General features: G+C 37.4%; 26 protein-coding genes. 10 read left to right on the forward strand and 16 right to left on the reverse strand.

Going from position 1 to position 25,920, the window contains the following annotated elements; translation table 11 throughout:
• Positions 1–9 precede the first annotated feature (9 nt).
• Positions 10–945, reverse strand: coding sequence for a histidine decarboxylase, pyruvoyl type (gene hdcA, locus MOO47_RS02760; RefSeq protein ID WP_249513276.1), 936 nt, complete (start codon positions 943–945; stop codon positions 10–12).
• A 332-nt stretch (positions 946–1,277) separates the two neighbouring features.
• Between hdcA and MOO47_RS02765 the strand changes: the two genes are divergently transcribed.
• On the forward strand, positions 1,278–1,541 hold the full coding sequence (locus MOO47_RS02765) for an XRE family transcriptional regulator (protein ID WP_249513277.1): 264 nt from the start codon (positions 1,278–1,280) through the stop codon (positions 1,539–1,541).
• A gap of 43 nt (positions 1,542–1,584) precedes the next feature.
• On the opposite strand, the gene MOO47_RS02770 is transcribed toward MOO47_RS02765, so the two are convergent.
• From MOO47_RS02770 to MOO47_RS02785, 4 genes are all read right to left on the reverse strand, one after another.
• Complete coding sequence (locus tag MOO47_RS02770; RefSeq protein WP_396022052.1) at positions 1,585–2,940, reverse strand: threonine/serine exporter ThrE family protein; 1,356 nt, start codon at positions 2,938–2,940, stop codon at positions 1,585–1,587.
• Between the two features lie 93 nt (positions 2,941–3,033).
• A complete protein-coding gene (locus MOO47_RS02775; protein ID WP_249513278.1) occupies positions 3,034–3,888 on the reverse strand; it encodes a patatin-like phospholipase family protein in 855 nt (284 codons plus the stop codon).
• Positions 3,889–3,961: 73 nt separating this feature from the next.
• Positions 3,962–5,635, reverse strand: a complete 1,674-nt coding sequence (locus MOO47_RS02780; protein WP_249513279.1) for a glycoside hydrolase family 13 protein — start codon at positions 5,633–5,635, stop codon at positions 3,962–3,964.
• A 69-nt stretch (positions 5,636–5,704) separates the two neighbouring features.
• Positions 5,705–5,947 carry a hypothetical protein gene (locus tag MOO47_RS02785; RefSeq protein ID WP_249513280.1) on the reverse strand — a complete coding sequence of 81 codons (243 nt, stop codon included), beginning with the start codon at positions 5,945–5,947 and terminating at the stop codon, positions 5,705–5,707.
• A 234-nt stretch (positions 5,948–6,181) separates the two neighbouring features.
• Here MOO47_RS02785 and MOO47_RS02790 point away from each other — a divergent pair, with 234 nt between their 5' ends.
• Both MOO47_RS02790 and MOO47_RS02795 read left to right on the forward strand, forming a co-directional pair.
• A complete protein-coding gene (locus tag MOO47_RS02790) occupies positions 6,182–7,087 on the forward strand; it encodes a proline-specific peptidase family protein (protein WP_249513281.1) in 906 nt (301 codons plus the stop codon).
• Between the two features lie 49 nt (positions 7,088–7,136).
• On the forward strand, positions 7,137–7,793 hold the full coding sequence (locus MOO47_RS02795) for a histidine phosphatase family protein (protein WP_249513282.1): 657 nt from the start codon (positions 7,137–7,139) through the stop codon (positions 7,791–7,793).
• Position 7,794: 1 nt separating this feature from the next.
• Here MOO47_RS02795 and MOO47_RS02800 read toward each other — a convergent pair whose 3' ends face one another.
• From MOO47_RS02800 to MOO47_RS02850, 11 genes are all read right to left on the reverse strand, one after another.
• On the reverse strand, positions 7,795–8,055 hold the full coding sequence (locus tag MOO47_RS02800) for a hypothetical protein (RefSeq protein WP_249513283.1): 261 nt from the start codon (positions 8,053–8,055) through the stop codon (positions 7,795–7,797).
• A 923-nt stretch (positions 8,056–8,978) separates the two neighbouring features.
• A complete protein-coding gene (locus tag MOO47_RS02805; RefSeq protein ID WP_317617099.1) occupies positions 8,979–9,206 on the reverse strand; it encodes a DUF4176 domain-containing protein in 228 nt (75 codons plus the stop codon).
• Positions 9,207–9,280: 74 nt separating this feature from the next.
• Positions 9,281–10,048, reverse strand: coding sequence for a hypothetical protein (locus MOO47_RS02810; RefSeq protein ID WP_249513284.1), 768 nt, complete (start codon positions 10,046–10,048; stop codon positions 9,281–9,283).
• Positions 10,049–10,075: 27 nt separating this feature from the next.
• Positions 10,076–10,774: a hypothetical protein gene (locus MOO47_RS02815; RefSeq protein ID WP_249513285.1), complete on the reverse strand. Its 699-nt coding sequence runs from the start codon at positions 10,772–10,774 to the stop codon at positions 10,076–10,078.
• Positions 10,775–10,874: 100 nt separating this feature from the next.
• Complete coding sequence (locus tag MOO47_RS02820) at positions 10,875–11,060, reverse strand: hypothetical protein (RefSeq protein ID WP_249513286.1); 186 nt, start codon at positions 11,058–11,060, stop codon at positions 10,875–10,877.
• A gap of 160 nt (positions 11,061–11,220) precedes the next feature.
• Complete coding sequence (locus tag MOO47_RS02825; protein WP_249513287.1) at positions 11,221–11,874, reverse strand: amino acid ABC transporter permease; 654 nt, start codon at positions 11,872–11,874, stop codon at positions 11,221–11,223.
• 12 nt (positions 11,875–11,886) lie between these two features.
• Positions 11,887–12,525 (reverse strand): amino acid ABC transporter permease, encoded by a 639-nt coding sequence (locus MOO47_RS02830; protein WP_249513288.1) that lies wholly within the window; start codon positions 12,523–12,525, stop codon positions 11,887–11,889.
• Complete coding sequence (locus MOO47_RS02835; RefSeq protein ID WP_249513289.1) at positions 12,522–13,343, reverse strand: glutamate ABC transporter substrate-binding protein; 822 nt, start codon at positions 13,341–13,343, stop codon at positions 12,522–12,524. The genes MOO47_RS02830 and MOO47_RS02835 overlap by 4 nt, the downstream gene beginning before the upstream one ends.
• A 12-nt stretch (positions 13,344–13,355) precedes the next feature.
• Positions 13,356–14,093, reverse strand: a complete 738-nt coding sequence (locus MOO47_RS02840; RefSeq protein WP_317617095.1) for an amino acid ABC transporter ATP-binding protein — start codon at positions 14,091–14,093, stop codon at positions 13,356–13,358.
• Positions 14,094–14,413: 320 nt separating this feature from the next.
• Positions 14,414–16,204 carry an ABC transporter permease gene (locus tag MOO47_RS02845; protein ID WP_249513290.1) on the reverse strand — a complete coding sequence of 597 codons (1,791 nt, stop codon included), beginning with the start codon at positions 16,202–16,204 and terminating at the stop codon, positions 14,414–14,416.
• 20 nt (positions 16,205–16,224) lie between these two features.
• Entirely contained in the window at positions 16,225–16,977 is a 753-nt protein-coding gene (locus MOO47_RS02850; RefSeq protein ID WP_249513291.1) for an ABC transporter ATP-binding protein, read from the reverse strand.
• A gap of 138 nt (positions 16,978–17,115) precedes the next feature.
• Here MOO47_RS02850 and MOO47_RS02855 point away from each other — a divergent pair, with 138 nt between their 5' ends.
• From MOO47_RS02855 to MOO47_RS02885, 7 genes are all read left to right on the forward strand, one after another.
• A complete protein-coding gene (locus MOO47_RS02855) occupies positions 17,116–18,561 on the forward strand; it encodes an APC family permease (RefSeq protein ID WP_249513292.1) in 1,446 nt (481 codons plus the stop codon).
• Between the two features lie 64 nt (positions 18,562–18,625).
• Positions 18,626–19,882 (forward strand): GTPase HflX, encoded by a 1,257-nt coding sequence (gene hflX / locus MOO47_RS02860; protein ID WP_249513293.1) that lies wholly within the window; start codon positions 18,626–18,628, stop codon positions 19,880–19,882.
• Between the two features lie 108 nt (positions 19,883–19,990).
• A complete protein-coding gene (locus MOO47_RS02865) occupies positions 19,991–21,634 on the forward strand; it encodes a peptide ABC transporter substrate-binding protein (RefSeq protein ID WP_249513294.1) in 1,644 nt (547 codons plus the stop codon).
• A gap of 78 nt (positions 21,635–21,712) precedes the next feature.
• Complete coding sequence (gene opp3b / locus MOO47_RS02870; RefSeq protein ID WP_249513295.1) at positions 21,713–22,648, forward strand: oligopeptide ABC transporter permease; 936 nt, start codon at positions 21,713–21,715, stop codon at positions 22,646–22,648.
• Positions 22,648–23,667 (forward strand): ABC transporter permease, encoded by a 1,020-nt coding sequence (locus tag MOO47_RS02875; protein WP_249513296.1) that lies wholly within the window; start codon positions 22,648–22,650, stop codon positions 23,665–23,667. The genes opp3b and MOO47_RS02875 overlap by 1 nt, the downstream gene beginning before the upstream one ends.
• 14 nt (positions 23,668–23,681) lie before the next feature.
• Positions 23,682–24,758, forward strand: a complete 1,077-nt coding sequence (locus tag MOO47_RS02880) for an ABC transporter ATP-binding protein (protein WP_249513297.1) — start codon at positions 23,682–23,684, stop codon at positions 24,756–24,758.
• Positions 24,758–25,699: an ABC transporter ATP-binding protein gene (locus MOO47_RS02885; RefSeq protein ID WP_249513298.1), complete on the forward strand. Its 942-nt coding sequence runs from the start codon at positions 24,758–24,760 to the stop codon at positions 25,697–25,699. The genes MOO47_RS02880 and MOO47_RS02885 overlap by 1 nt, the downstream gene beginning before the upstream one ends.
• Positions 25,700–25,920: the final 221 nt, after the last annotated feature.

Here is a 25,920-nt window from a genome sequence, read left to right on the forward strand (position 1 = left end):
CCATCGTTATTAATATTTAATGTGCTTTGTCTCCACGATGGAATCATAGCCTTGCTTATCTAACCACTGAGGCAAAGTTAAATCTTCCATAATTTTCATATCTGTATCTGGTGTCAATAAAGAACCACCAGGAATCGCATCAACAGGGATAGAAACATATGGCGCAACCGTAATCGCATTACCGATTTGCCCCGGTTCCATCATTGTATGCGCAAAACCGATCCATGAGCTAGCAAAAGAAGTGTTTGCATCTTGACCGCAAGCAGCTACTGACTTTGCAATAGCACGCCGGCGATGATTCAAGAATTCAACCAATTCTTCTTCGTTTGGTGTACCCCAAACGCCGGCATCTTCAATATACATACTAGAGTTTTTCACAGGATCTTTGGCAAAAGAAATTGCAATTGCCGACCAAACGCCATATCCTTGACCGGGCTTCATCTGTTGATCAGCTTTGGGACGAGAAGCTGTCACGCCCTTATTTGCACAAACAATAAAACTACCTGGTGCTGGATAATGGCGACGCTCATCACCAACACCAAAAAATTCAACTAATGTATCTTGTAACGGTTTAGCATCATAAATTGGCAATTGACTACCATCCCATTGCTCAACTGTAAATAATGGATCAACTTGATCAATTTCAGGATTGCGTAACATGTCGTAGCCTAAAAAATGCCCTTGTGGACCAGTAAAACTGGACGCGGTAGTCATATTAATTTGACCAATATAGGCGTTTTTTGTTTCTGCACGATCGTACGAAACAATGCCGTCTAAAACATCATCATCAGTTTTATCTCGGACGCCGGCATCGACTTTAATGCCAGTTACATAACCATTACCAATATTTCCCGGTTCCATGTACCCCCGTGAATATTGCTTGTAAGGACTAATCGCAATCCGATCAATACCAATTTTGTTTAGTCTTGCATCTAACTCTGCCATTAATCTACCTCCAAAATTTAGGGAGTTATCCCTGTTTACAAAGTCATCATAAGAGCAACTGTTTTTTTTATCAAGAAATAAGCTATCGCATTAGCATTAGTTGAAATTGATATATAGATAACCGGATAATTATGTTGCTTCAATAAATCACACTGTTATACTGATAATGAGTGATTTTTATTTGTGAAATTATACTTTATTTACAAGAAATTAATTGCAGATGATGGTATATTTAACTACAATATTAAAAAATATGTGTTGTATTGCCATCATATTTTCATAATTATTGCTCAGTAACTAGTTTTCTATTTTAATTAGGAGTTGACATTATTATGCCCGATATTGAGAAATCTGAATTAAAAGAAAAAATCCTTCGCCCTAAAAATAATTTACGTGATGCGCGTATTTCTTTAGGCTATAGCACGACTTATATGGCTAACTTGATCGGATTACGCAACCGACGCCAGTACGAACAAAAAGAACACGGAAACGTACCTTTCCATGACTACGAAATGCTAATAATTTCACAAAAATTTTTGAAACCCATTAACTATTTATTTATTGAAGATCTGAACGTGCCAGATGATTTAATGTAAATATGTATTCTGTAAAATTAATTTTTACAGAAATTAATTTTATTTAGTTAGTATATCGCCACTTTTTGTCCAACAAAATGCGAGCTAAAATTAGTCCCAAGGGCAGACAAGCTAAGATTAAAAGAGCGTTAACTAAACATTGCGCGCCGATGGATAAAGATCCGACGCCAATGTAATACATGGCTCGATACATGTAAAGTCCTGGTACCATAATTACAATTGCAGGCACTGTTAAAGAAATGCGCGGATAGCCCAACTTTTCATGGAAAGCTGCTGCCAATAATCCTGCCGTCAAAGCACCAATCAAAGCAGCAACTGCTGATGGCCACGTAGTTAAATCGACTAATTCCAGGCGCAAAGTATTAGCAACAGCACCGATCAAAGCAGCAATCATAGCCATTTTGGGTGCACTATTAAAGAGCATCGAAAAACCATAAACTCCGGCAAAGCTAGCGGGAATGCGCAACAGTAATAAAGTCCAAACACTCAAATGCAATGGTGCAAAATTACTGGGATGCAGGTCGCTAGCTAGAGCTAATAACCAACCAATCAAGGTCGCCACCATCACAATGGAAAAAGCATGAATAAATCGTTCAATGCCCGAACGCATATCTAATTTGGCTAGATCTAAACCACTTGTAATAAAGGGGAATCCAGGGATTACAAACAACATAGCACCAATATAACCTGCTTCATGAATGCCTCTAATTTGAAATAATAATTCTAAGCCACGCGCCAAACTCAAATAAATTAAACACGACAAAGCCACCGCAACTGCTAAACCAGCAAATAAAGTTAAATGGCGCTGATTCAGTTTAGCACGAACATAATTACCAATTCCTGCACCTACAAAAGAACAGAACATTTCTACTAAGCCACCGCCCAGCAAAAAGACGAACGAGCTGCAGGCAAAAGCAGCTGCCAATCCTAACAAAAATGGCGTATAATTAGGCGATTTTTGGTTAATTTTGTCCATGCGCTCATGGACTTGATGCACTGTTAACGTGGCGCCTTTTTGGGCAAAATAACGTACAAAGTGCTCAATAGCACTTAATTTATCTGTATTTACACCACTGGTTGCTAAGGTTAGCGTTTCAGCTACACTATCATTTTTATCAAAACAGCTGTACGAGATAGAAACTAGACCAATATCAGCTGTACAAACAATTTTCAAAACTCGAGCCACGGTGTTCATCGATTCACGTACGCGCCAAGCTCCTGTACCACAGGAAAGCATCATTATACCGACACGTCCGACAATAGCTGCTTTCATCATCAGGGAAGCTTGTGTAACCACTTCAGCATTAGAGTTTTGGGTCAATTTTGCCCAAGGGATCGCCATATGATTCTTAGTCAATTGATTTATTTCTTTATGTAGCTGTTCATTATCATCGGTCATCAGTTATTTTTGCTCCCATATTTTCAGTAATTTTCATTATAGCACAGCCCGTTTTAAAACTTATGATCACTAAAAAAGCCTTCTAAACAACCACTAGCTGTCTAGAAAACTTCTTAATTGTATCCAAACAGTTTGACACAATTGCCAACCTCGTTGGTAAACTTCATATAAATACGCTAAATTCGTTTCGGTATTTGCTAATTCTAAAGGCTGTACAGGCTGAATTACAAATATTTTTCCTGTTGTCTGCAACTGCAACATTTTTTGAAATTGCTGATTATAACTTTGGGGACGCTTTTGATACGCGGTAACCAAATTAGGGTATTTATGATAGTAACGGCGCATTAAACGCAATGAAGTCAAATTAACCATTGGCATTTGATAACCAGCATCACGCGTACAAACTACCACTACTTTATCATATCCTTGATCTAAAGCCCTTTGATAAGGCAACGAATTACTAATACTGCCATCTAAATAAGGTTGTCCATGTAACCATTTGATTTTTGAAGCCAGTGGATAACTAGAAGAAGCTTTAACCGCATGTAAGTCGTAATCATAGCCAGTTTCAGACAAAAATTCACTGCGCCCGGTAAAACAATTAGTGACCACCGCTTCTAATCTTTGTGTAGATTGCTGAATTTGTTGAAAATTCAAAGGATACTCTTGATTGACGATTGGACCACATAAAAAATCTAAGTTAAAAAATTCCCCGTAGTGCAAAAGTGGGCGAATTCCCATATAACGTGAATCATGCAAGAAACGCAAATCAACGTGCATGGAGCGCTTTTTTTGTTGGGCTATATAATTAAGCCCGATCATCGAGCCCGCTGACACGCCACATACATAGTCAAACTGTAATTGCTTCTCCAACAAATAATCAATAACTCCCATACTAAAAAATGTGCGTAAAGCACCACCTTCAATAATTAAAGCCGTTTTGGTCAAAACACGATCACTATCCTCATTAGTAAGTTATAACTGATAATTATAAGACGTGACCACCTTAGTCACAATATGCTTAACTTTGATAATAGTACATTTTACTTTCATAAGGACGCAAAGTTTGCCCTAAATCCTCAGCATAATTGTGAATCAATAATTCCCCCTGCTCCTGGGAATAAGCGTGCCGCACAGTTTGCTCGCTAAAATTACTAATTACAAACAAAGTTTGATTTTGATATTGTCTTTGATAAGCGAAAATTTGCGGATCGTCGGGATCCAGCAATTGATAAGTGCCATAAGTCAACAAAGGTAATTGATGTCGCAATTCAATCAATTTTTGGTAAAAATAAAATACCGAATTCGGATCTTGTTTAGCTTTTTCAACATTAATCTCAGGGTAATTCTGATTCAAAGCAAAATATGGCTGCACCGTAGAAAAACCGCTATATAATTGGTCACTCCATTGCATTGGCGTCCGTGCATGATCACGTGAACGTGTATTCAAATACCGCAACATTGTCGTAGCATCGACGATTTTTTCTTGATTGACTAACTGTTCAAAAGCGTTGATTGCTTCAATATCTTCAAACTCACTAATATCCGTGAAATTAACATTGGTCATCCCAATTTCTTCACCCGCGTAAATATATGGTGTGCCCTGCATGCCATGCAATGTTAAAGCGATCATTTTGGCACTCAATTCCCGATACTGCGGACGATCATCACCAAATCGTGATACTGCCCGAGGCTGATCATGATTATTCCAATATAAACTATTCCACGCTTTATTCGCTAAACGCGTCTGCCAAGTAGAAAGTGTCTTTTTTAAATCTACCAAATCAGGTTTTTCATCGTTCCATTTACCTAAACGTGGATCACTATTGCCACCTAGATCGACATGCTGAAATTGAAAGACCATGTCGAGTTCTTTGCCATTCAAATTAGCATAATCAATCGCAGCGGCAGTAGTTACATCTGGCATTTCGCCCACCGTCATAATATCATAATGCGCCAATACTTCACGGTTCATTTCTTGCAAAAATCCATTTAAACGCGGTCCATCAGTTACGGCAGTAAAACTATCACCGTATAAAGCAGTGGAACTTTGCGGGGCATCCGGCAAGCCAAAAGGTTTGGAAATTAAATTGATAACATCCATTCTAAAACCATCAATACCCTTATCTAACCAAAAACGCATCTCCTCATAAACATGTTGACGCACTTTTTTATTTTCCCAGTTTAAATCAGGTTGCTCACGTGCAAACAAATGCAGATAATATTGCTGGCGTTCAGGCACATAAGTCCACGCCGAACCACTAAAAGCTGATCCCCAATTGTTTGGTGCATGACCATCGACCGGATCACGCCAAATATAAAAATCAGCATAGGGATTAGTTCTTGATTGCTTACTTTCTAAAAACCAGCGATGCTGATCAGAAGTGTGATTAACTACTAAATCCATCATTAACTTCAAATGATGTTGATGCACTGCCGCTAATAAATTATCAAAATCTTGCATTGTCCCATAAATAGGCTGGATTTTGCGATAATCAGAAATATCATAACCATTATCAACATCTGGCGATTGATAAATAGGATTAAGCCAAATGACGTCCACACCTAATTGGACTAAATAATCTAAACGTTGTTGAATGCCACGCAAATCGCCGATGCCATCAGCATTACTATCTTGAAAACTACGCGGATAAATTTGGTAAACCACAGCATTTTTAAACCATTCTTTCTGCATTTGTACAATTCCTCCTATTCAATCTATTACGCATATTCACTTTGCTTAATTTGCCGTTGAATTTGCGGATCAATCTTGTCTAACTGATAAAAGAACATTACAAAAATAAAAATGGTCAGCATAGATGTTTGTACCCGGATAATTCACCAACAATTGCTTTTGCTTTGCACAGAAGACAACCAACTTTATAATACACAGCAAACTGCTACCAATAAAAATATTACGCTTCAAAGTTAAATTTTCTAAAGGTTGGGCACCTAGCGTTTCAAGTAGTGCTACAAAACTAATTAATCCTGCCACAATGCTGGTCACATAAGTAAAGTGTTAAATTAAAGCGCCAAAAAGATATACGGGCGCCTTTTACCTCAGAGCGAATCTTTGATAATACCACCCAGATATGAACCGATTAATTCAAGACACCGCTATTGTAAAATTCTATTTATCGAATGCAAAAGTTTTAGCCCAGCGAATTTGCTGAAATTGTTAAAATATCTGCTTAAATTTGCTATGATAGTCATAATAACTGCTTAGAAAAGAGTGAAAAACATGAAACAAGGTTCACATATTCTGACTCTCGATAATGGCTATCATTTATGGACGCGCACAGTCGGTCAAGGCGATATTAAATTGCTTTGCTTGCACGGAGGTCCTGGTGGTACACACGAATATTGGGAAAATTTCGGCGAAGAATTAGCCGATTTAGGCGTAGAAGTCACAATGTATGATCAACTAGGCTCTTTTTATTCCGATCAACCTGATTACGGTGATCCAGCAATTGCCGCTAAATATTTGACTTACGATTATTTTTTGGAAGAAGTTGAAGAAGTCCGTCAAAAATTAGGCTTAGATAACTTTTATTTGATTGGTCAATCTTGGGGTGGTGCGCTGGTACAGATGTATGCTGCTAAATACGGACAACATCTAAAGGGTGCCATTATTTCTAGTATGGTTGATGAAATTGATGAATATGTCACCAACGTCAACAAATGTCGCTTAGATTGTTTAGGCCCCGATAAAGTTGCCTATATGGAAAAGATCGAACATGAAAATCGCTTAGACGATCCTACCTATCAAAGCTATGTCGATATTTTGAATGCTGAATACGTTGATCGCAAGCAACCTGAAGCTATCCGTCACGTAGCACCAACTATGGCGACAGCTGTTTACAATGTTTTCCAGGGTGACAATGAATTTGTGATTACTGGCAAACTCAAAGATTGGCATTTCCGCGATCAATTGCATAAGATCACGGTGCCAACTTTATTGACTTTTGGTGAGCACGAAACTATGCCCATTGCTACTGCTAAAATTATGCAGGAAAAGATTCCTCATGCACGTCTGGTTACGACACCGAACGGCGGTCATCATCACATGATCGATAATGCTCCCGTTTATTTTGCTAACTTAAAACAATTTATTAAAGATGTTGAAATTAATAACTTTAACGACTAAAAAAATACTTCTCACTATTGAGAAGTATTTTTTATTGGAGGATAACATTATGAAATATACTATTTACTTGTTGCGCCATGGGCAAACTTGGTTTAACAAATATAATCGTATGCAAGGATGGTCCGATACGCCTTTAACACCTGAAGGAGTGGCAGTCGCTCAAAAAGCAGCGCAAAAATTGCAAGATGTCGCCTTTGATGCTGCTTTTTCTTCAGACGCTCGGCGGGCCATTGATACTTGTGAAATCATTACCGCGGCTAATTGTAATCAAGCTAATTTGCAGCCCACCAAATTGACCAATTTTCGCGAGCAGTTTTACGGCTATTTTGAAGGCATGTTTTCCGATGAAGCTTGGTATCTAACACTTTTCCCGCATGGTTACAAGACTTTTAATGCAGCTGGCCAACAAGTAGGTTTAGATCAAACCAAAGATTGGATGAAAGAGGCTGATCCTTTTAATGATGCTGAAAACGCCACCGAATATTGGGATCGCCTGCAAGCGGGCTTTAATTATTTAGATGAAATCGCCTTTGACGGAGCTAAAATACTATTGGTTAGTCATGGTACTACGATTAAATCTTTGGCTGAGCGTTTCGGCAATGGAAGTTTTAAGATCACCAAAGGACCCGCAAATTCCAGCTTAACAACTTTAGTTCGTGACAATGGTCAAAACGTGGTTACAGATTATGCGCAGGTGCTGGCTTAAATTAGTTATTCAAAATCACCGCTATCATCATCACATATTTCACTCTTGGGACTGGACAGATTTCCATGCTTACAGGTTTCAATTCGCGGACAATTCGATGATTTCGCACATCAAGTATAGATTTATCATTTTCTAACCCATCCAAATAATAATAACCATCAGGTAATTTAGCTTTATCTAATTGGTTAATTAATTTTTGGTATTCTGATTTAGTTAATCTGCCATCGACACGGACGCCAATTAATAGTAAATGATTAGCCAACGCATATTTGAAACTGATTTACGTATAACCGCCAAAAACATGTTTAGCCTGATTTTTACTCTTCAAATTAGCCAGTGCTAGTCTTTTAGCAACTTTAGGCGAACTTTCATAAGATAAATAAACAGCTGGAAGATCGTAATCTGTTGTAGCTTCACTTTTACTAAGTTGTCTAACTTGTGTGTTAAGTGTGTAACCTTGATAGCTTGCTTCAAATCAGCTGTAAACTGTTGTGTAGCCCGCTTAGCTTCTGGTGTAGTGCCAACATTTCTTAATAATTTTTATAATCATGGTCGTAATTAGTTAACGAATTACGGTTAAGCTTCTTATTTTTAGTCAAACCGGCTTTAGCATAAATTATTGTAGTCTTTTGTTGTATCGTATAATCTACAAATAGCTATGATCAGCACAGTCAATAAATTAGCTATGAAATTATTTTTTAACCACTGCAGATTGAAATTCAAGGGTATGAGAAGTCCCGTCAGGGCCATTAACCTAATAAAAACAACATATAATTGTTCCACTAGTATTGGTCAAAAGCGATCAAAAGCAATTGCGTGCACCCCAAAAAAGTAGCAATCAAAAAGGAACCAGCGTACAGTCCTAACAGAAAATTCTGAGTAATTGTACGATCTTTTTGCCTTAACCAATTAATTAATAAAATAACGTTCAGTACCGCCACAGCCAGAAGGGCAATGGCCACGATAGGAAGGATAAATAGCGTAAACAACCAGCCGTAAGGAGTTTGCCGGGCATGTCGTTAAAATCAACTTTTAACAGACCGTAGCCCGCAGTGAACAGCCAAATAACTAATGGCAGCGTTGCTATTACGTAAGTACCATTATTTTTTCCATAAATATTATCCTTTAAGTATAAAAATAACTATTCATGTTGAATAGTTATTTTTATTTAGTGACACTGTATTTTTATTTCACTTCACCACGAGACATGTAGTCTTGATTATCTTCTACCCATTGTTCATAAAATTCATTGAAACGTTCACTATCTTTATCTCGATAGCCTTCAAAAACTACTTCCGTAATATCTTCTTGGTTGAAGTAATAAATTTTCTTTGAATCTAAACCTTCTGGATAAATGGAACCACTGTAATCAAAATAGATTTGTTCTTCATCTTTCTTGATTACAGGACCGATATCATAATCATCATCTTCTTTACACCATTTGTTAAATAAACACTACTACCAATTGGTAACATAATAATTTCCCCTTATTTTTTGATTTGTTTAAATAACATATAGGTATCGCCAGGTTCCAAGTTCATAGTCACACCCATTCTGAGATACTTATCGATAAATTTAAAAAACTCTTTACCTTTAAACCGCTTACTAGTATGAAACTTTTCATCTAACATAAAAACTATGAATCTATTAAAAAAAAGATAATAAAACGTTACATATCCCCAAATAATAAGTGCCACAATATTACAAGAAAAAACTGAAATAAATAACAAAAATAGTATAGAAAAAGAAATTATTAAATATGCAAATGCTCTCCCAAAAATGGTCGGTCTAATATTGACAGATTCCAAAATTGATTTTTGATAATTACTAACATCTATTTTCGGCTTGTTATACATATTCAGTAAAACAACAACAATCAAAAGTCCAACTATAATTAAGCCAGTGTTTAACAGAAAATGATCCTCCATAAACTTATGGATCATAGAATTTTTATTACTATTTCTGACAAGCGCCGGTATTAATATCAAGGATATCAACATCAACCAACCACACTGATTATCTTGTTGACCCGTTAAATAATACTTATTTACCATAGAAATAAATTTGTTTTTTTCCAAATCAACATCATAGATAGTCCACTTTTTTATTTTATTAATTGCTCCACCTCCTCCGTAAACACTTGGATTAGCAGGATTAGCATAATTCAGTAAATAATAACGATCACAATAAGTAATCAAATAATATTGCAGACTTATACGACCAACAAGGTGAATTCTATAGCCCTTTTCCGGCATTTATTCTCCTAAAATTTAATATAATCATTATTCTTTTACTCGTTTAAATAACATATAGGTATCGCCAAATCCCATAGATGGAAACTGCCTATTTAACATAAAATATACAAATCTGCAGAACAACGTAATGTAGCACATTGTGCAACTAAACAAGATCAATGCCCATAAAGTACTGGAAGTAGTCCCAATACCAATAAAAATAAACAATATAAAGTAAATAATTATAAATGATAAAACTTTACGTAAAAATTGCCACTTTACATTGGTTGGCCTCAACAGTGATTTTTCATACTGACTAACATCTATTTTTTGACGTTTGTTAAGCGACTTCAATATAAAAACTATTGATAATAATCCAACTACAACAAACATAACTCCTAAAATGAAATTAAAAATGTCAGAATGTCCATTATTGGACACACCCTTTATTTGTAATAAGTGTACCCCTAACAAAAGTACAAGCACCAAAATGATGCTACTAAACTTATCTTTTTTTTCATTAAAATACATATTATTGATCATAGAAAAAAATCTTTTTCTATCAGCATCAACATTATAAATCGTCCATTCTTTAACTGCTTTGACAGCTAAACCTCTAGCACCATAGCTACTAAATTTCTTAGGATCCGCATAATCCAATAAATAATAATGACCTCGGTACTTGATTAAATAATATTGCACGCTAATTCGTCCAACAAGATGAATCCTGTAGCCCTTTTCTGGCATTTAGAAGGCTCCTTTGAAGGATTTACCAACATTATTTAACATATTTCCCGTCCAACTAGTAGCACTTTTCCAGTCTTTTTTGACACTATTGCCGACATCATCAACTCGATCGCCGGTCCAATTGAGACAACACTGCTAGCATGCCGTTATTGATTTCCATGGCTTTAGTCATCCCCGAAATATTACTGACCGCTACCGTGGCCGTCTTGCCCTTGCTTACTTCCATCGACTTAGCACTGGCAGCAGCCGCACTAGCTGCACTTTGATTTGATGCAATTTTAGTCATGAATTTTTACTTCCCCAATAAAGATTAAAAACACGTCGCAATTTTATCACATAAATATTAAATAATGAATTTAGTTTGTTATTTCACATATTAACCAACAAAAAACGCTATCCCAACTTCCAATTGAGACAGCGTGCTTTATAATAATTGATTTTTTAATTTAAGCCAACCGTTTATCAATATGATTACCGATTAAAGACAATGTAAAGCAAACGATAAAGTACAATACCGCTAATGCCACGAACATCGGCAAGATATAATTAGCATTTTGCCCGTAAATAACTTGCGCATGCTGCATCATTTCAGGCACAACAATGATCGTTGCCAAAGACGTATCCTTAATTAAAGAAACGAACTGACTGATCATCGCCGGAATCATCTTCTTATAAGCTTGCGGTAAAATAATGTGCCACAATGCTTGCAAGAACGACATTCCTACCGAACGGGCGCCTTCCATTTGCCCGATATCCACTGCATTAATTCCGGAGCGCACAATTTCTGCTACCATTGCGGACTCAAAAACGGTCATGGCAATAATCGCCGCTAAAATCGTATCCGGCTTAAAACCGAAGTTGGGCAACCCAAAATAGGTAAAGAAAATGATCAACAATAATGGTAAATTACGAATTAGATCAACGAAGAAACCCAAAATCGCCGACACATATTTGATTTTGGAATAACGAATAATTCCTAAAATAGAACCCAGAATAAAACTTAAAACTACTGCGACTACTGAGATGAAAATTGTTACCCCGAGGCCGAGTAATAAGAAACGAATATTTAACCATGAATAAGCATTAATCCAATTTTGCATTTACCAGACCTCCTAAGCAATTTTCTTTTCCAAATAGCGCATATAATAACTCAACGGCATCGTGATAATTAAATACAAAACCCCGATAACCAAATAACTATTAATCGTATCGAAAGTCGTGGAAGCAATCGAATTAGCTTGATACATCAAATCAAAGCCCGCGACAAAAGCCAGCACCGAAGAATTCTTGACTAAATTGACGAATTGGTTGCCCAATGGTGGGATCACAATTTTGAAAGCTTGCGGCAAAATAATGTAACGCATTGCTTGCCAATAAGTCATACCAACCGAACGCGCTCCTTCCATCTGCCCGGTATCCACGGATTGAATTCCCGAGCGAATTGTTTCAGCAATAAATGCTGATGTATAAAGTGTCAGCCCAATTGTCCCCGCCGTAAAACCGTTAATTTTGACTAAATATAATGGAATAATTAAATAAAAAAACATTGTAATAACTAATAATGGAATGTTACGAAATAATTCGACATAAGCACGCCCTACAAAACGCGCTGTCTTATTAGGCAAAATCTCCATGATTGCAAATAAGGAACCGATAATCAAACTGAAAAATAATGCCAACACACTAGATAACAAAGTCCAGCCAAACCCCGATAAGAGCTGGTGACTGTAATGCGTAATAATATTTATCATTTACGATACAACTCCTTGTAATCAAATCCCGGTACGTCACCAAACCACTTCTTAATTAAATGATTATACTCACCACTGTGTTGCATTTCCAAAATAGCTTGATTAATGGCTTTAGTTAAATCATCTTGTCCTTTATTAACAGCAACGCCATAAGGTTCTTTCGTGAAAGTGCCGCCCCGCACTTCAAAACCGTGATTTTCCACTGCTAAACCATATAAAATACCATTATCCGTCGTCAAAGCATCACCTTGCTTGGATTTCAAAGCATTGACTGCTTGCGCATAATCTTGCAACTCAACAACTTTAGCGTGCGGTGCTACTTTGTGAATATTATTTACCGAATTGGAGCCAACTACACCGATTACAGTTTTGCCATTCAAATCTTTAGCACTTCTAATTGTTGATGATTTAGGTACTAGTAAAGACTGTCCAGCATCAAAATAAGAATGCGAAAAATCCAAGATCTTTTCGCGTTCTGGCGTAATCGACATCGTAGCGATCACTGCATCTACATTCCCGTTTTTTAGCAATGGCGTCCGTGATTGTGAAGTTACAGTGACCATTTTAGCTTTTCCTTTAGGTCCCAAAATATGCTTAGTGATGTGTTTAGCCATATCCACATCAAAGCCTTTCGACTGCCCATCTGCCACATCAATCAGCCCAAACAATTTAGTATCGCCTTTCACACCCCAAGTCAAAGTGTTAGAAGCGCGTGCATTTTTTAAAACTGATTGCTGGCTGGAATTTTGCTTACCGCAACCACTTAGTACCACCAAAATTATTGTCAAAAAGGAGACTAACCAAAATTTCTTTTTCATGATTTACCCCCTTTAATGTGTGATAATTTTACTCAAAAATTGTTGAGCTCGTTGTGTTTCAGGCTGACTAAAGAAGGATTTAGTATCATCATCTTCTACAATCTGACCAGCATCCATGAAAATTACACGATTAGCGACTTCTTTAGCAAAACCCATTTCATGCGTGACGATTAAAGAAGTCATGTCACTAGCAGATGTTACTTGTTTAATAACTTGCAAAACGTCATCGATCATTTCTGGGTCTAACGCCGAAGTTGGTTCATCAAAAAGTAATAGTTTAGGCTTCATTGCTAAAGAACGCGCAATCGCTACACGTTGTTTTTGTCCACCCGAAATCTGCGACGGCATGTTTTGAGCTTTGTCAGCCAGTCCGACCATATCTAATAAGTCCATCGCAGCTTTTTTATTTTCTGCTTCTGGGACATGACTAACAATTCGTGGCGCTAACATAATATTCTCTAACACAGATTTATTCGCATATAAATTAAAATGCTGAAACACCATTCCCACATCGCGCCGTAAAATATTTAAGTTAGTTTTAGCGTCAGAAAGGTCACGGTTGTTTACAATCAACTGCCCACTTTGAATTGTTTCTAGTCCATTGACTGTGCGCGCCAAGGTACTTTTACCAGAACCAGAAGGACCGATTAAAACGACAGTTTCACCCTTGTCAATCTCCAAATTAATATCGCGTAATGCGTGGAATTGTCCGTAATATTTTTGCACGTCATGAAATTCAATCATTGACATATCAGATATCGCCTCTCTAATAATAAAAATTCACTTGATTTACTAGTGCACGACACACAAAATTAATAAAAACAAGTAATTAAGTACTTAATAATTATAATCTTTTCTTCATAATAAGTTAATCACAACAATTTTACGCTATAAAAAGAGGGCTCCGATATATTGCCTCGCAGTCCAGAAACGTCTTTAACTAATTAAATGATGCCCATCATTAAATAACATCAATTATACAATTTTAGACTGATTTTTTCTCTATGACAAGCTTATTTTAGTACTATGTAAAAAAAAAGCGCAAAAGCTACGCTTTCACGCTATAAAACTCACTTATTTTTTAAAACAATTAACTTATATAAAGCTGTTGTTAACAGATAATAAAGTCCATATAACACACTAAATAACAAAATTGGTAACCAAATATGGTGGTACGGATTTTGTAATAATAGCGAAAATATTTGCATGCCGAATAAAACATGAATAATGCCAATTACAGCCGGAATACCGAACAAAACACCTAATTCTTGGTTGATAGAATGCTTGAGTACTTTTGAGCGAGCACCAATTTTATGCAGCATTTGATAACGCATTCGATCTTGATCAGCGCTGGACAGAATTTTAAACATTAAACAACTTGCCAGCATTGCCAAAAAGGCAAAACCAAGGAAAAAGCCCATAAATTCTAAACCACTGAACATTTCATTGACCATCGCATAACTTGCCACTTTCGCAGTGGCACCTTCTGATTTCATGCGCGGATAACGTTGTTGTTGTGCGTGTACAATTTTTTGAATCTTCGAAATTTGCGCCGAAAAATCATTGACTCGCATAAATTGTACTTGATTAGTTGGTGCTACTAGTTGCGCAAACTGTTGCTGACTCACCCAATGCATCGGCTTATCATAGGCTTGGGGAATCAGTTGGCGATTAAAATGATAATTAGCAACACTATCAGCCGTTTGCAATTGCTTAATAGTCGCTGTAACTGCTTGCTTATGTTGCGGAGTTCCTACTTGTTGCCATGCATGTGCTTGAAATTGGGCTCTCTTAAAATAAACTTGCCCGGAAACAATTTTATATTTATATTGCAAATTACTTTTAATTGGTAATTGCTTGAGCACATGACGATCATTAGTTGTCGCATTATTGATTACCACATCATAATATTCTGACTGCTCAGTGACCATTTGGACATTTTGCTGAAAACTCAAACCTACAGTCACAGCCCCCATCGCTAACGCAAATAAAATAGAAATCATCGATAAGATTTTCGTATAGTCCACAATCCGAAAATTCAATTGCCCTAAAGTAAAACTGTGTAAACCTTGCAAAGCAAATTGACTGTGGCGCAACACATTAATGATTGCCCGAAACAGGGTATTAATCGTCCAATAAGTTCCTAAAATAATAGTCACGCTAGCAATCATGAGTGCGGTCATTTGCAGATTTTGCAGTTGGCCTAAAGACCAGTAACCGATGACCAAACAAACAATTCCCGCCAATAATTGAATAGTCTGACCTACGCCAAATTTCACAGCAATTTGATCGGCTTTTTGTTGATCTTTTAATAAGGAAAGAAGTGGTTGATGCCCGATATGCCAACTATTTTTCAATGCAGCAAATAAGAATAATAAGCCAAAAACTAATATTGTCACGCCGATAGCTGGTGGATAAATGGTTTGCAAATGTGCTAAATTAGCTTGCAATTGCCGTGCTAAAAGACGTGCTACCACTTGAGTGAGACCTATTCCGACTAGCATGCCCACGATTGTACTAATCAAGCCAATAAACAACGTTTCAATCATTACTAAGGAACGTATGGTACGTGTTTTGGAACCGAGAACGATGAACATGCCATATTCTTTTTTGCGCATGCTCATCAAAAAAGTGTTGGCATATAAAACGTAGACAATCGTGATTAAAATCAATAAAAAGGTCCCCAAGTGAAAAACAATGGGTGTCACGGAGATAGGAGAATTAGATTTTAAAAATTGTTTATTCATTGCTAAAACTTGAAACATATAAAAGATTGCTGTGGAAATTAAGAGTCCTGAAAATAAGACTAAATAATCTTTCCAGCGACTTTTGCAGCCATTTAACGCTAACTTATTTAACATAAAATTTACTCCTTCAATGCTTATTCCACAAAGGTGCCTAAATTATCCAAAACTTGATGATAAAATTGCGTGCGTGACTTTTCACCACGCTTAATTTCTAAACCAATTTGACCATCTTTAATAAACAGAATTCGTTGACAAAAGCTAGCAGAAAAAGGATCATGTGTCACCATCAAAATAGAAGTTTGCTCTTCTTGATTAACTTTTGTCATCGTGTCTAGTAATGCTCGCGCACTCTTGGAATCTAGCGCCCCAGTTGGCTCATCACCAAATAAAATCGCTGGTTCATTGATTAAAGCGCGTGCAGCACTAACGCGTTGCTTTTGACCACCTGAAAGTTGCGCTGGATAGTGCTGCAAATAAGGTTCTAAACCTAATTTTTCCGCAATCGCCGTCACTTTTTGCTTAATTACCTTTGGAGCGGCTTTTTGCAAGGATAATGGTAAAGCAATATTTTCAAAAGCTGTTAAATTATCTAACAAATTGAAATCTTGAAAGATAAAGCCGATCTGTTGTGCGCGGAAATTAGCCAATTGATTGCCTTTTAGTTTTGTAACATCTTGATTATTAATTGTAATCGTGCCAGACGTCGGTTTATCCAGCGTTGAAAGTGTATTTAATAAGGTCGTTTTCCCTGAGCCAGAAGCGCCCATAATCCCGACAAACTCCCCTTGCGCTACTGTAAAACTAACGTCATTTAATGCTTGGAATTGTTGAGTGTTTTTCTTACCATAAATTTTACGTACATTTTGTACTGTAACAACATTTGTCATATCTGCCTCCGCAATAATATTCTTTAGCAAAACATATTATACATAATATAGCATTGTATGACAAATTATATTTTTGATTTGTAATAGTTAGATGTATAATGTCTTAGTTTGTCGTGCAAAAAATGAGGAGGAGTAAGTATGCTAGACGATTTAAATCCTGATAACAAAAAATTCCTTAGTTGGCCAGTGGTGGCGCTAATTGACTTTGTAACCGTAATTGGCTTTGATGACATCATTTATAATTTTCAAAATCAAGGCTTAGCAGTCGTCACGACTTGGATCTTAATGCTATTTGTCTTCGTCATTCCTTACGAAATGATTGTAGGTCACTTGGGGTCAGTATTCAGCCATGATGGTGGCGGTATGACTACATGGGTGCGCCATACAAGTGGTGATCTTTGGGGATATATTTGTGCTTGGACTTACTGGGTCTCTGGACTTCCTTACATTGTTGATGTGGCTAATTCTATGGTAATTTCTTTTGGTTGGATGATTTACGGTAATGCTTCTTTATCCGATAAAATGAGTAATGCGATGTTTGCTTTATTGACTGCCATTATTTTCACGATTTTCATCTTTCTGCAGCATCGTTTGCGCAATTCACTACAAATTTTGAGTATTATTGGTGGTGGCGCCATGTTTTTGATGACCGTTTTATATGTAATCATGACTTTTGCCTATTTAGGACATGGTGGTATGCCGCATACCCAGCCGTTTAATATAAAATCTTTTATTCCGCATGTTGATATGAAGTATTTGGGTTCATTTGCCTTAATTATTTTTGCAATGAACGGTTCTGAATTTGCAGCTCCCTATGTTACCGAAATGAAAAATGGTAAACGTGATTTTCCTAAAGCAATGTGGATGTTAGCTATTATGACAGGCTTTTTGACCGTGCTGGGCTCATTTTCACTGGGTATTTTCTTCAATGCACATCACTTGCCGCATGATCTAAAAATGAACGGTTCTTATTATGCTTTTCAGACAATGGGCAAGGAATTTGGCTTAGGTCATTTCTTCTTATATGCATTTGCTATCACGCAAGCTATTTACATGATGGCCCAATTGGCAGTTTTATTAGATGCTGGTACCCGTATGTTTTTATCTGACACTGCTAAAAAATATTTACCTCGTGGTTTGACCAAATTAGATAATCGCGGTTTGCCGATTAATGGTTATTGGCTAACTACCGGAATTTGTACCTTAATTATGGTAGCTAGCGCAACGTTGCCAAACATGAATTCGATTTTTAATCAGCTGCTGAACTTGAATGGAATCGTGTCGCCGTATACTACATGTTTCTTATTCTCGTCGTTCATTTTGGTACGCCTGCACGACAAAGAATATCCTTCCGACTTTGTTTATATTAAAAATAATAAGCTCGCAATTATGGTGGGTATTTGGTGTTTTGCGATCACTTTCTTATTTGCCACTTTAGGTATCTGGCCAGTCGACGAAAAGCCTGGTACTGCTACTTTTTATCATGTTCTGGCTTTAAATATTATTGAACCATTAATTTTATTAGCTATTGGGGCAATCTTACCTTGGATTGCCAAACATCAACGCCAAAAATCTTTATCTTAAAGCAACCTATCCGGTTGCTTTTTTGCTATATTCAACTTAAGTAAATAAAAGGGAGGAATTTATTTTGTCCAATCCAATTCCTGTAATCATCGGCGGAGTCAGCCATTTACAAACTGATTTTACAGCTTCAATGACTGAATTAAGCAATTTAGCTAGTGCTAACAATCTGCAGGTGGCTGCCAAAATGACACAAGATTTAGATGAAGTCAACCACCAAACTTACTTTGGCAAAGGTAAAATTGAAGAGTTAAAACAGCTGGCAATACAATTAGACATTAAATTAATTGTTGTCAATGACGAATTGACACCAGCACAATTGCGTAATTTAGAAAAAAGTACCAAACTAAATTTTTTAGATCGTACAGAATTAATTTTGCAGATTTTCCAACATGCCGCACATAGTCGTCAAGCTCAGCTACAAGTCGCTATTGCACAACTACAATATCAGCTTCCTCGCATTCATCCTTCCGGTAATCCACTGGATCAACAACGCGGTAGTGCCGGTCTAACCAACCGTGGCGCGGGTGAAAGCCAACTGGAACTAGATAAGCGTGTAATCCGTCATCGAATCAGCAAGTATAAACAAGATTTAACCAAAATCCAGCAAACTCTTAGTATCCAAAGTCAACAACGCAAGCAAGCCAATTTGCCCCAAGTTGCTTTGGTTGGTTACACTAATGCTGGTAAATCCACCACTCTAAATGGAATTTTGGAACTGACCCAAACCACTAGCGCCAAAAAAGTAACTGCTAAAAATCAACTGTTCACTACCTTAGATACGGCAATTCGACGTATTGATTTACCAGAACAAACTAGTTTTTTGCTGTCAGATACTGTCGGTTTCGTCAGTAAGTTACCACATAAGCTTATTGAGGCGTTTCAATCTACTTTGGAAGAAGCTAAAAATGCTGACTTATTAGTTCAAGTAATTGATTACTCCGATCAAGATTATCAAAGAACTATCCAGACTACCCAGCAAACATTATCTCAACTGGGCATTACAGATAAACCAATGATTTATGCGTACAATAAAGCCAACCTGGTTAATATAGATAATTTACCGCAACTTGATGGTGTCAATATTTATTATGATGCGCGTAATCAAAGTTCGATTAAGTCATTAGTTAAGTTAATTGAACAGCAATTACTCAAAAATTATTGCTTATTAGATGTGCTCATTCCTTTTTCCCAAGGTCAATTAGTTAATTACATTCAAGATAATCTTACAATCCAAACTAAAAAATATACCGACCAAGGTACGCAATATCAATTATTAGTTAACAAGGCGGACTATCAACGTTTAGCGCCTTTTAAGGCTTAAATGCACGCAAAAGTTTCCATTTCAATTAATCATTTCTCACTATTTATATTTACTTTTAATGTTAAGCATTGTAAACTAAGTTAAAAGTTTTTTATAAGGAGAAGTCAAATGAAGTTCAATAAATTGCTTGCCGTCGGAGCTACTATTCTATTCAGCGCTGGCGCCCTAGCAGGTTGTGGCGGTTCTTCTTCAGCCAAAGCCCCTGCAGACACAGTCCGCGTGATGTCCAAAGACGTCATTGCTACAATGGATACTTCTACCAATACTGATACTATTGGTTCGCAAGCTGCCAGCAACACGATGGAAGGACTATACCGTTATGAAGGTAAAGATATTAAGCCTGGCATCGCAACTAAAGTTGTTAAACCTTCTGCCGATGGTTTGACTTATACTTTCCCGTTACGTAAAACTTCTTGGAGCAACGGTGATCCTGTAACTGCTAATGATTTTGTTTATGCATGGCGGCGGACAGTTGATCCTAAGACCAAATCGCAATATGCCTATATCTATGAAGGCATTGCCAACGCCAAAGAAATTAGCGAAGGTAAAAAGCCGGTCGATTCTTTAGGTGTTAAAGCTATTGATAAGCATACTTTGCAAGTAACTTTGGACCAACCAATTCCGTACTTTAACGAACTTTTGACCTCATCATTTTACTTCCCACAAAATCAAAAAACAGTTGATAAATGGGGGAAGAAATACGGTACCAATTCGAAAACTCTAGTTTTCAATGGACCTTATAAATTAATTAACTGGAATGGACCAGACAATACTTGGACTGAAGTTAAAAATGACAAATATTGGAACGCCAAGAATGTAAAAGTGAAAAAGCTCCAATACCAAGTCGTTAAAGATCCATCGACGGCTTTAAACCTTTACCAATCTAATAAGTTAGACGATATCGTGATTAGTGGTGACACTGCTAAACAGATGAGAGGTTCTAAAGGATTCAATTCTCGTCAGATGAATTCAACATTCTATATTGAAATGAACCAGAAGAAACAACCCGTCTTTAAGAACGAAAAGATTCGTCAAGCCATTGCTTTATCTATTGATCGTCCGCAATTGACTAAACAAATTTTAGGTGATGGCAGTACTCCTGCCAACTCAGTTACACCAAAAGATATGTCCTTTGATCCAAGTAACAAATCTAAAGATTTTGTTGATGAAACAAGTGCTAGTGGCAATAAATACACCAAATATGATCCAAAAAAAGCCAAGAAACTTTGGAAACAAGGTTTAGCTGAAACTGGTAATAATGGTAAGAAATTCAACTTTGTTTTATTGAGTGATGATACTGATGCTGCTAAGAAACAATCAGAATTCCTCCAGAATCAATTAGAGAAATTACCAGGCATGAAAGTTACTTTGAGCAATGTGCCATTTAAGACTCGTTTGAGCCGTTCTACAAGTGGTGATTTTGACATGGTAGTTACTGCTTGGAATGCTGATTTCCCTGATCCTATCAACTTCTTAACTTTATTAACAAGCAATGCAAGCTATAATCGTGGCGGTTGGTCTAATTCACAATTTGACAGCTTAGTTGATAAAAGTATGGGTGCTGATGCTAATAATCCACAAGCTCGCTGGCAAGATATGAAAGATGCTCAAAACATCTTAAACGATCAACAAGGCGTTGTGCCTCTTTACCAACTTGGTGAAGCCCACATGACACAGACTCGGGTTAAGAATTTAGAAATATCACCAAATGGAAGTTACAACATGGTTTCACTTCGTATTCACAACAAGTAAAGATACTAAATGAAAACGGAGTTACCAGATAATTCTGGAACTTCGTTTTTATTTTATTTATAGAGGAGTTGGCTAGCAATGCTCAAATATATATTAAAGCGTCTTGGTTATATGATTTTAACTTTGTTCATTGTTGCTAGTATTACCTTCTTCATGATGAAATTAATGCCTGGTACGCCATTTTCCAATCAGGATAAATTATCGGCTGCCCAACTAAAAATCATGAACGAGCAATATGGTTTAAACAAACCAATCTGGCAGCAATATCTGATTTATTTAGGTAATTTGTTACACGGTGATTTTGGAACTTCCTTCCAATTCAGCAATCAGCCGGTGCTTTCGCTCATTACATCGCGCTTGAAACCATCATTATTAATTGGTTCACAGGCGATGATTATTGGCTCTTTACTCGGTATTTTGTTAGGTGCCGTGGCAGCAATCAACAAAAATAACTGGATTGATAGTTTAGCTACTTTTGTTTCTATTGTTGGTATCTCCGTGCCAAGCTTCGTATTAGGTGTTTTATTGCAATTTTTTATTGCTTTCAAATGGCACATGTTCCCTATTGCCGGCTTTGATAACTGGCAAGCCAGTGTCTTGCCATCTTTAGCTTTAGCGGTGTCACCTTTAGCCCAAACGGCACGCTTTATGCGAACCGAAATGGTTGATGTTTTGAATAGCGATTATATTGAACTTTCTAAAGCTAAAGGAAATACTCGCTGGCAAACAGTGGTTAAACATACTTTGCGTAATTCCTTGATTCCGGTAATTACTATTTTAGGACCGTTGACCGCCAACATCTTAACTGGTTCGCTAGTTGTTGAAAATATTTTCTCAATTCCTGGTATTGGTGAGCAATTCGTGAAGTCCATTATGACAAATGACTATCCAACAATCATGGGCTTAACAATCTTTTATGCCTTAATGTTTATGGTAATGCTACTCATCACTGACATTTTGTATAGTTTAATTGATCCCCGCATTAGATTAACCAATGATAAGGAGGAGAACTAATGGAAGACGTCAAAATTACTGCCAATAGCTTTGAAAAAGTGCAAGCCGATCAAACTGCTGACCAAGAAAAAATTAGTGCCCCTTCACTAACTTTCTTTCAAGATGCGGTGCGACGCTTACGCAAAAACAAAATAGCAGTCATCTCTTTTTTCACTTTGATAATTATTGCAGTTATAGCTTTCGCATCGCCAATTTTAGCGCCACGCGATCCCAACGCGCAAAATCCGGATTACGCTAACCTTCCACCGCGGATTGCTAACACGAATATCCCCGGATTTCGTGGCGAAATAAAAAATGCCGCTGGCATAGTAACTAATCCATATGAAACTAATAATGTACCCAAGGATAGAACTTATATTTTAGGTACTGATTATCTGGGAAGAGATCTGTTTTCTCGCGTGCTTTATGGAACACGTTTGTCGCTAATCATTGCCGTTATTGCCACCTTAGTCGATCTGCTAATTGGCTTGCCGTACGGAATTATTTCCGGGTGGAAAGGCGGCAAAGTCGATACTTTCATGCAACGAATTATTGAGATAATCTCTTCAGTGCCTAACTTAATTGTTGTGATCTTATTATTACTAGTTTTAAAACCGGGACTTTCTTCAATTATCATTGCTATTGCCTTTAGTAGTTGGGTAACCATGGCACGACTGATTCGAGCGCAAACACTGCAACTCAAAGAACAAGAATACGTACTGGCTTCTCTAACGCTTGGTGAATCACCATTTAAAATTGCAATGAAGCATTTAATTCCTAATTTATCATCGACAATTATTATTCAAACGATGTTTTCGATTCCGAGCGCCATCTTCTTTGAAGCCTTTCTAAGTTTCATCGGCATTGGGATTCCTGCACCAAATGCCTCGCTTGGAACATTATTATCTGATGGTCAAAAAGCTTTCCGCTTCCTTCCTTACCAAATGTGGTATCCAGCACTGATCCTATGTATTTTGATGATTGCGTTTAACCTCTTTGCCGACGGTTTGCGCGATGCATTCGATCCTAAATCTGAATAAGGAGGTTTTAAACAATGTCTGACAACATTTTAGAAGTGAAAAATTTAAATATTAATTTCAAGACATTTGCGGGTACTGTGCAAGCTATTCGCGACGTTAGTTTCAACCTCAAAAAAGGTGAAACTTTAGCCATTGTTGGTGAATCTGGTTCAGGAAAATCCGTGACAACCCGTAGTATCATGGGCTTACTGGCTTCTAATGCCGTGATCGAACACGGTGAAATTTTATTCAAGGGGCAAGATTTACTCAAAGAATCAGCCAAGGAAATGGATCACCATCGTGGCAATGACTTGTCAATGATTTTTCAAGATCCAATGACTTCTTTAGATCCCACAATGACCATTGGCAAGCAAGTTGCTGAACCTTTGCGCATTCATGGCAAAATTTCCAAAGAAAAAGCTTTAAAGCGTGCTCAAGAAGTACTTGAATTGGTTGGCATCCCGAATGCCAAGAATCGGATGAAAGATTTTCCACATCAATTTTCTGGTGGTCAGCGACAAAGAATCGTGATCGCAATTGCAATTGTCAATTATCCAGAAATTCTGATTGCTGATGAACCTACCACGGCACTCGACGTTACAGTGCAGGCCCAAATCATTGATTTAATGCGTGAGTTACAAGAAAAACTGGAAACTTCTATTATTTTTATTACCCATGATTTGGGCGTGGTTGCTGGAATTGCTGATCGCGTTGCTGTAATGTACGCTGGTAAAATTATTGAAGTGGGAACAGTTGACGAAATTTTCTATCAGCCTAAACATCCTTATACTTGGGGATTATTGAGTTCAATGCCCACATTGGATACAAAAGGTGCCAAATTATCCTCTATTCCGGGCACCCCACCTGATTTATTAGATCCACCTAAAGGTGATGCCTTTGCTCCTCGTAATCCTTATGCAATGCAGATTGACCTGGAAGCTCAGCCGCCGTTCTTCAAAGTCAGTGACACCCATTATGCAGCTACTTGGCTGTTGCATCCTGATGCACCCAAAGTGCAGCCACCCGCACCGATCGTGAAACGGGCGCAAGAATACGCTCATTTGATGCAAACTGGCGCTGTTGACACGCCCAGCGAAGGGAGCCAAAATTAATGACTGAACGTAAAAAAATCATTCAAGTTCAACATCTAAAACAATATTTTAGTCCGGGAAAGCCCAATGAAGTACGTGCTGTTGATGACATTAGTTTTGATATCTATGAAGGGGAAACTTTCGGCCTAGTTGGCGAATCTGGCTCGGGTAAAAGTACCACTGGACGCAGCATCATTCGTCTCTATAACCCGACTAGTGGCAAGATTTTGTTTGAGGGTCAAGATATTAGCAAAATCAAAAATCATAGCAAAGATATGCTTCATTTTCGGCGCAATATGCAGATGATTTTCCAAGATCCGTATGCTTCATTGGATCCGCGAATGAAAGTTAAAGACATTATTGCTGAAGGCTTAGATGTACACGGTTTGGTCAAAAATGATCAAGAGCGTGATCAACGCGTAAAAGAATTATTAAAAGTTGTCGGCTTAAATCCCGATCACGTCACACGTTATCCGCACGAATTTTCCGGTGGGCAAAGGCAACGAATCGGAATTGCTCGGGCGCTTGCCGTAGACCCGAAATTCATTATTGCCGATGAGCCGATTTCGGCATTAGATGTTTCTATTCAAGCTCAAGTCGTCAATTTGATGAAAGATATTCAGCGCAAGAACAATTTAACTTACCTTTTCATTGCCCATGATTTGTCGATGGTGAAATATATTAGTGATCGCATTGCCGTGATGCACCACGGACAATTGATGGAATTAGGTAGTGCCGATGCGGTTTACAATCACCCGCTGCATCCTTATACGAAGAGTTTGCTGTCAGCAGTGCCACTCCCCGATCCGGAAATCGAACGGCGGCGAACACGTTTACCATATGATAGTAGTATTGAAAATAATACGCATGATCAACGTCAATTGCGTGAAATTGGTGACGGTCATTATGTATTTTGTAGCGAAGAAGAAGTAGACGGTTATAAGGAACAAATGCAAAAGTAAATTAAGTTTGATAAAAATCCTGGAATCAAAGATTTCAGGATTTTTTTGATGTTGAAATGCAGATGTATGGAGATTTTATTCCACCAAAATTTTTTATAAATATCCGTATATCCTAAAAAGATATTTCAAATCTTAAATCTGAATAACACTTTCCGAGTTCACCAATAGGCTATAAATATTGAACTAAGATTTTTTAGTATAATACTAGCAAGCTTAATTTG

This window comes from Bombilactobacillus thymidiniphilus (assembly GCF_023380245.1).
GTDB classification, from domain to species: Bacteria; Bacillota; Bacilli; order Lactobacillales; family Lactobacillaceae; genus Bombilactobacillus; species Bombilactobacillus thymidiniphilus.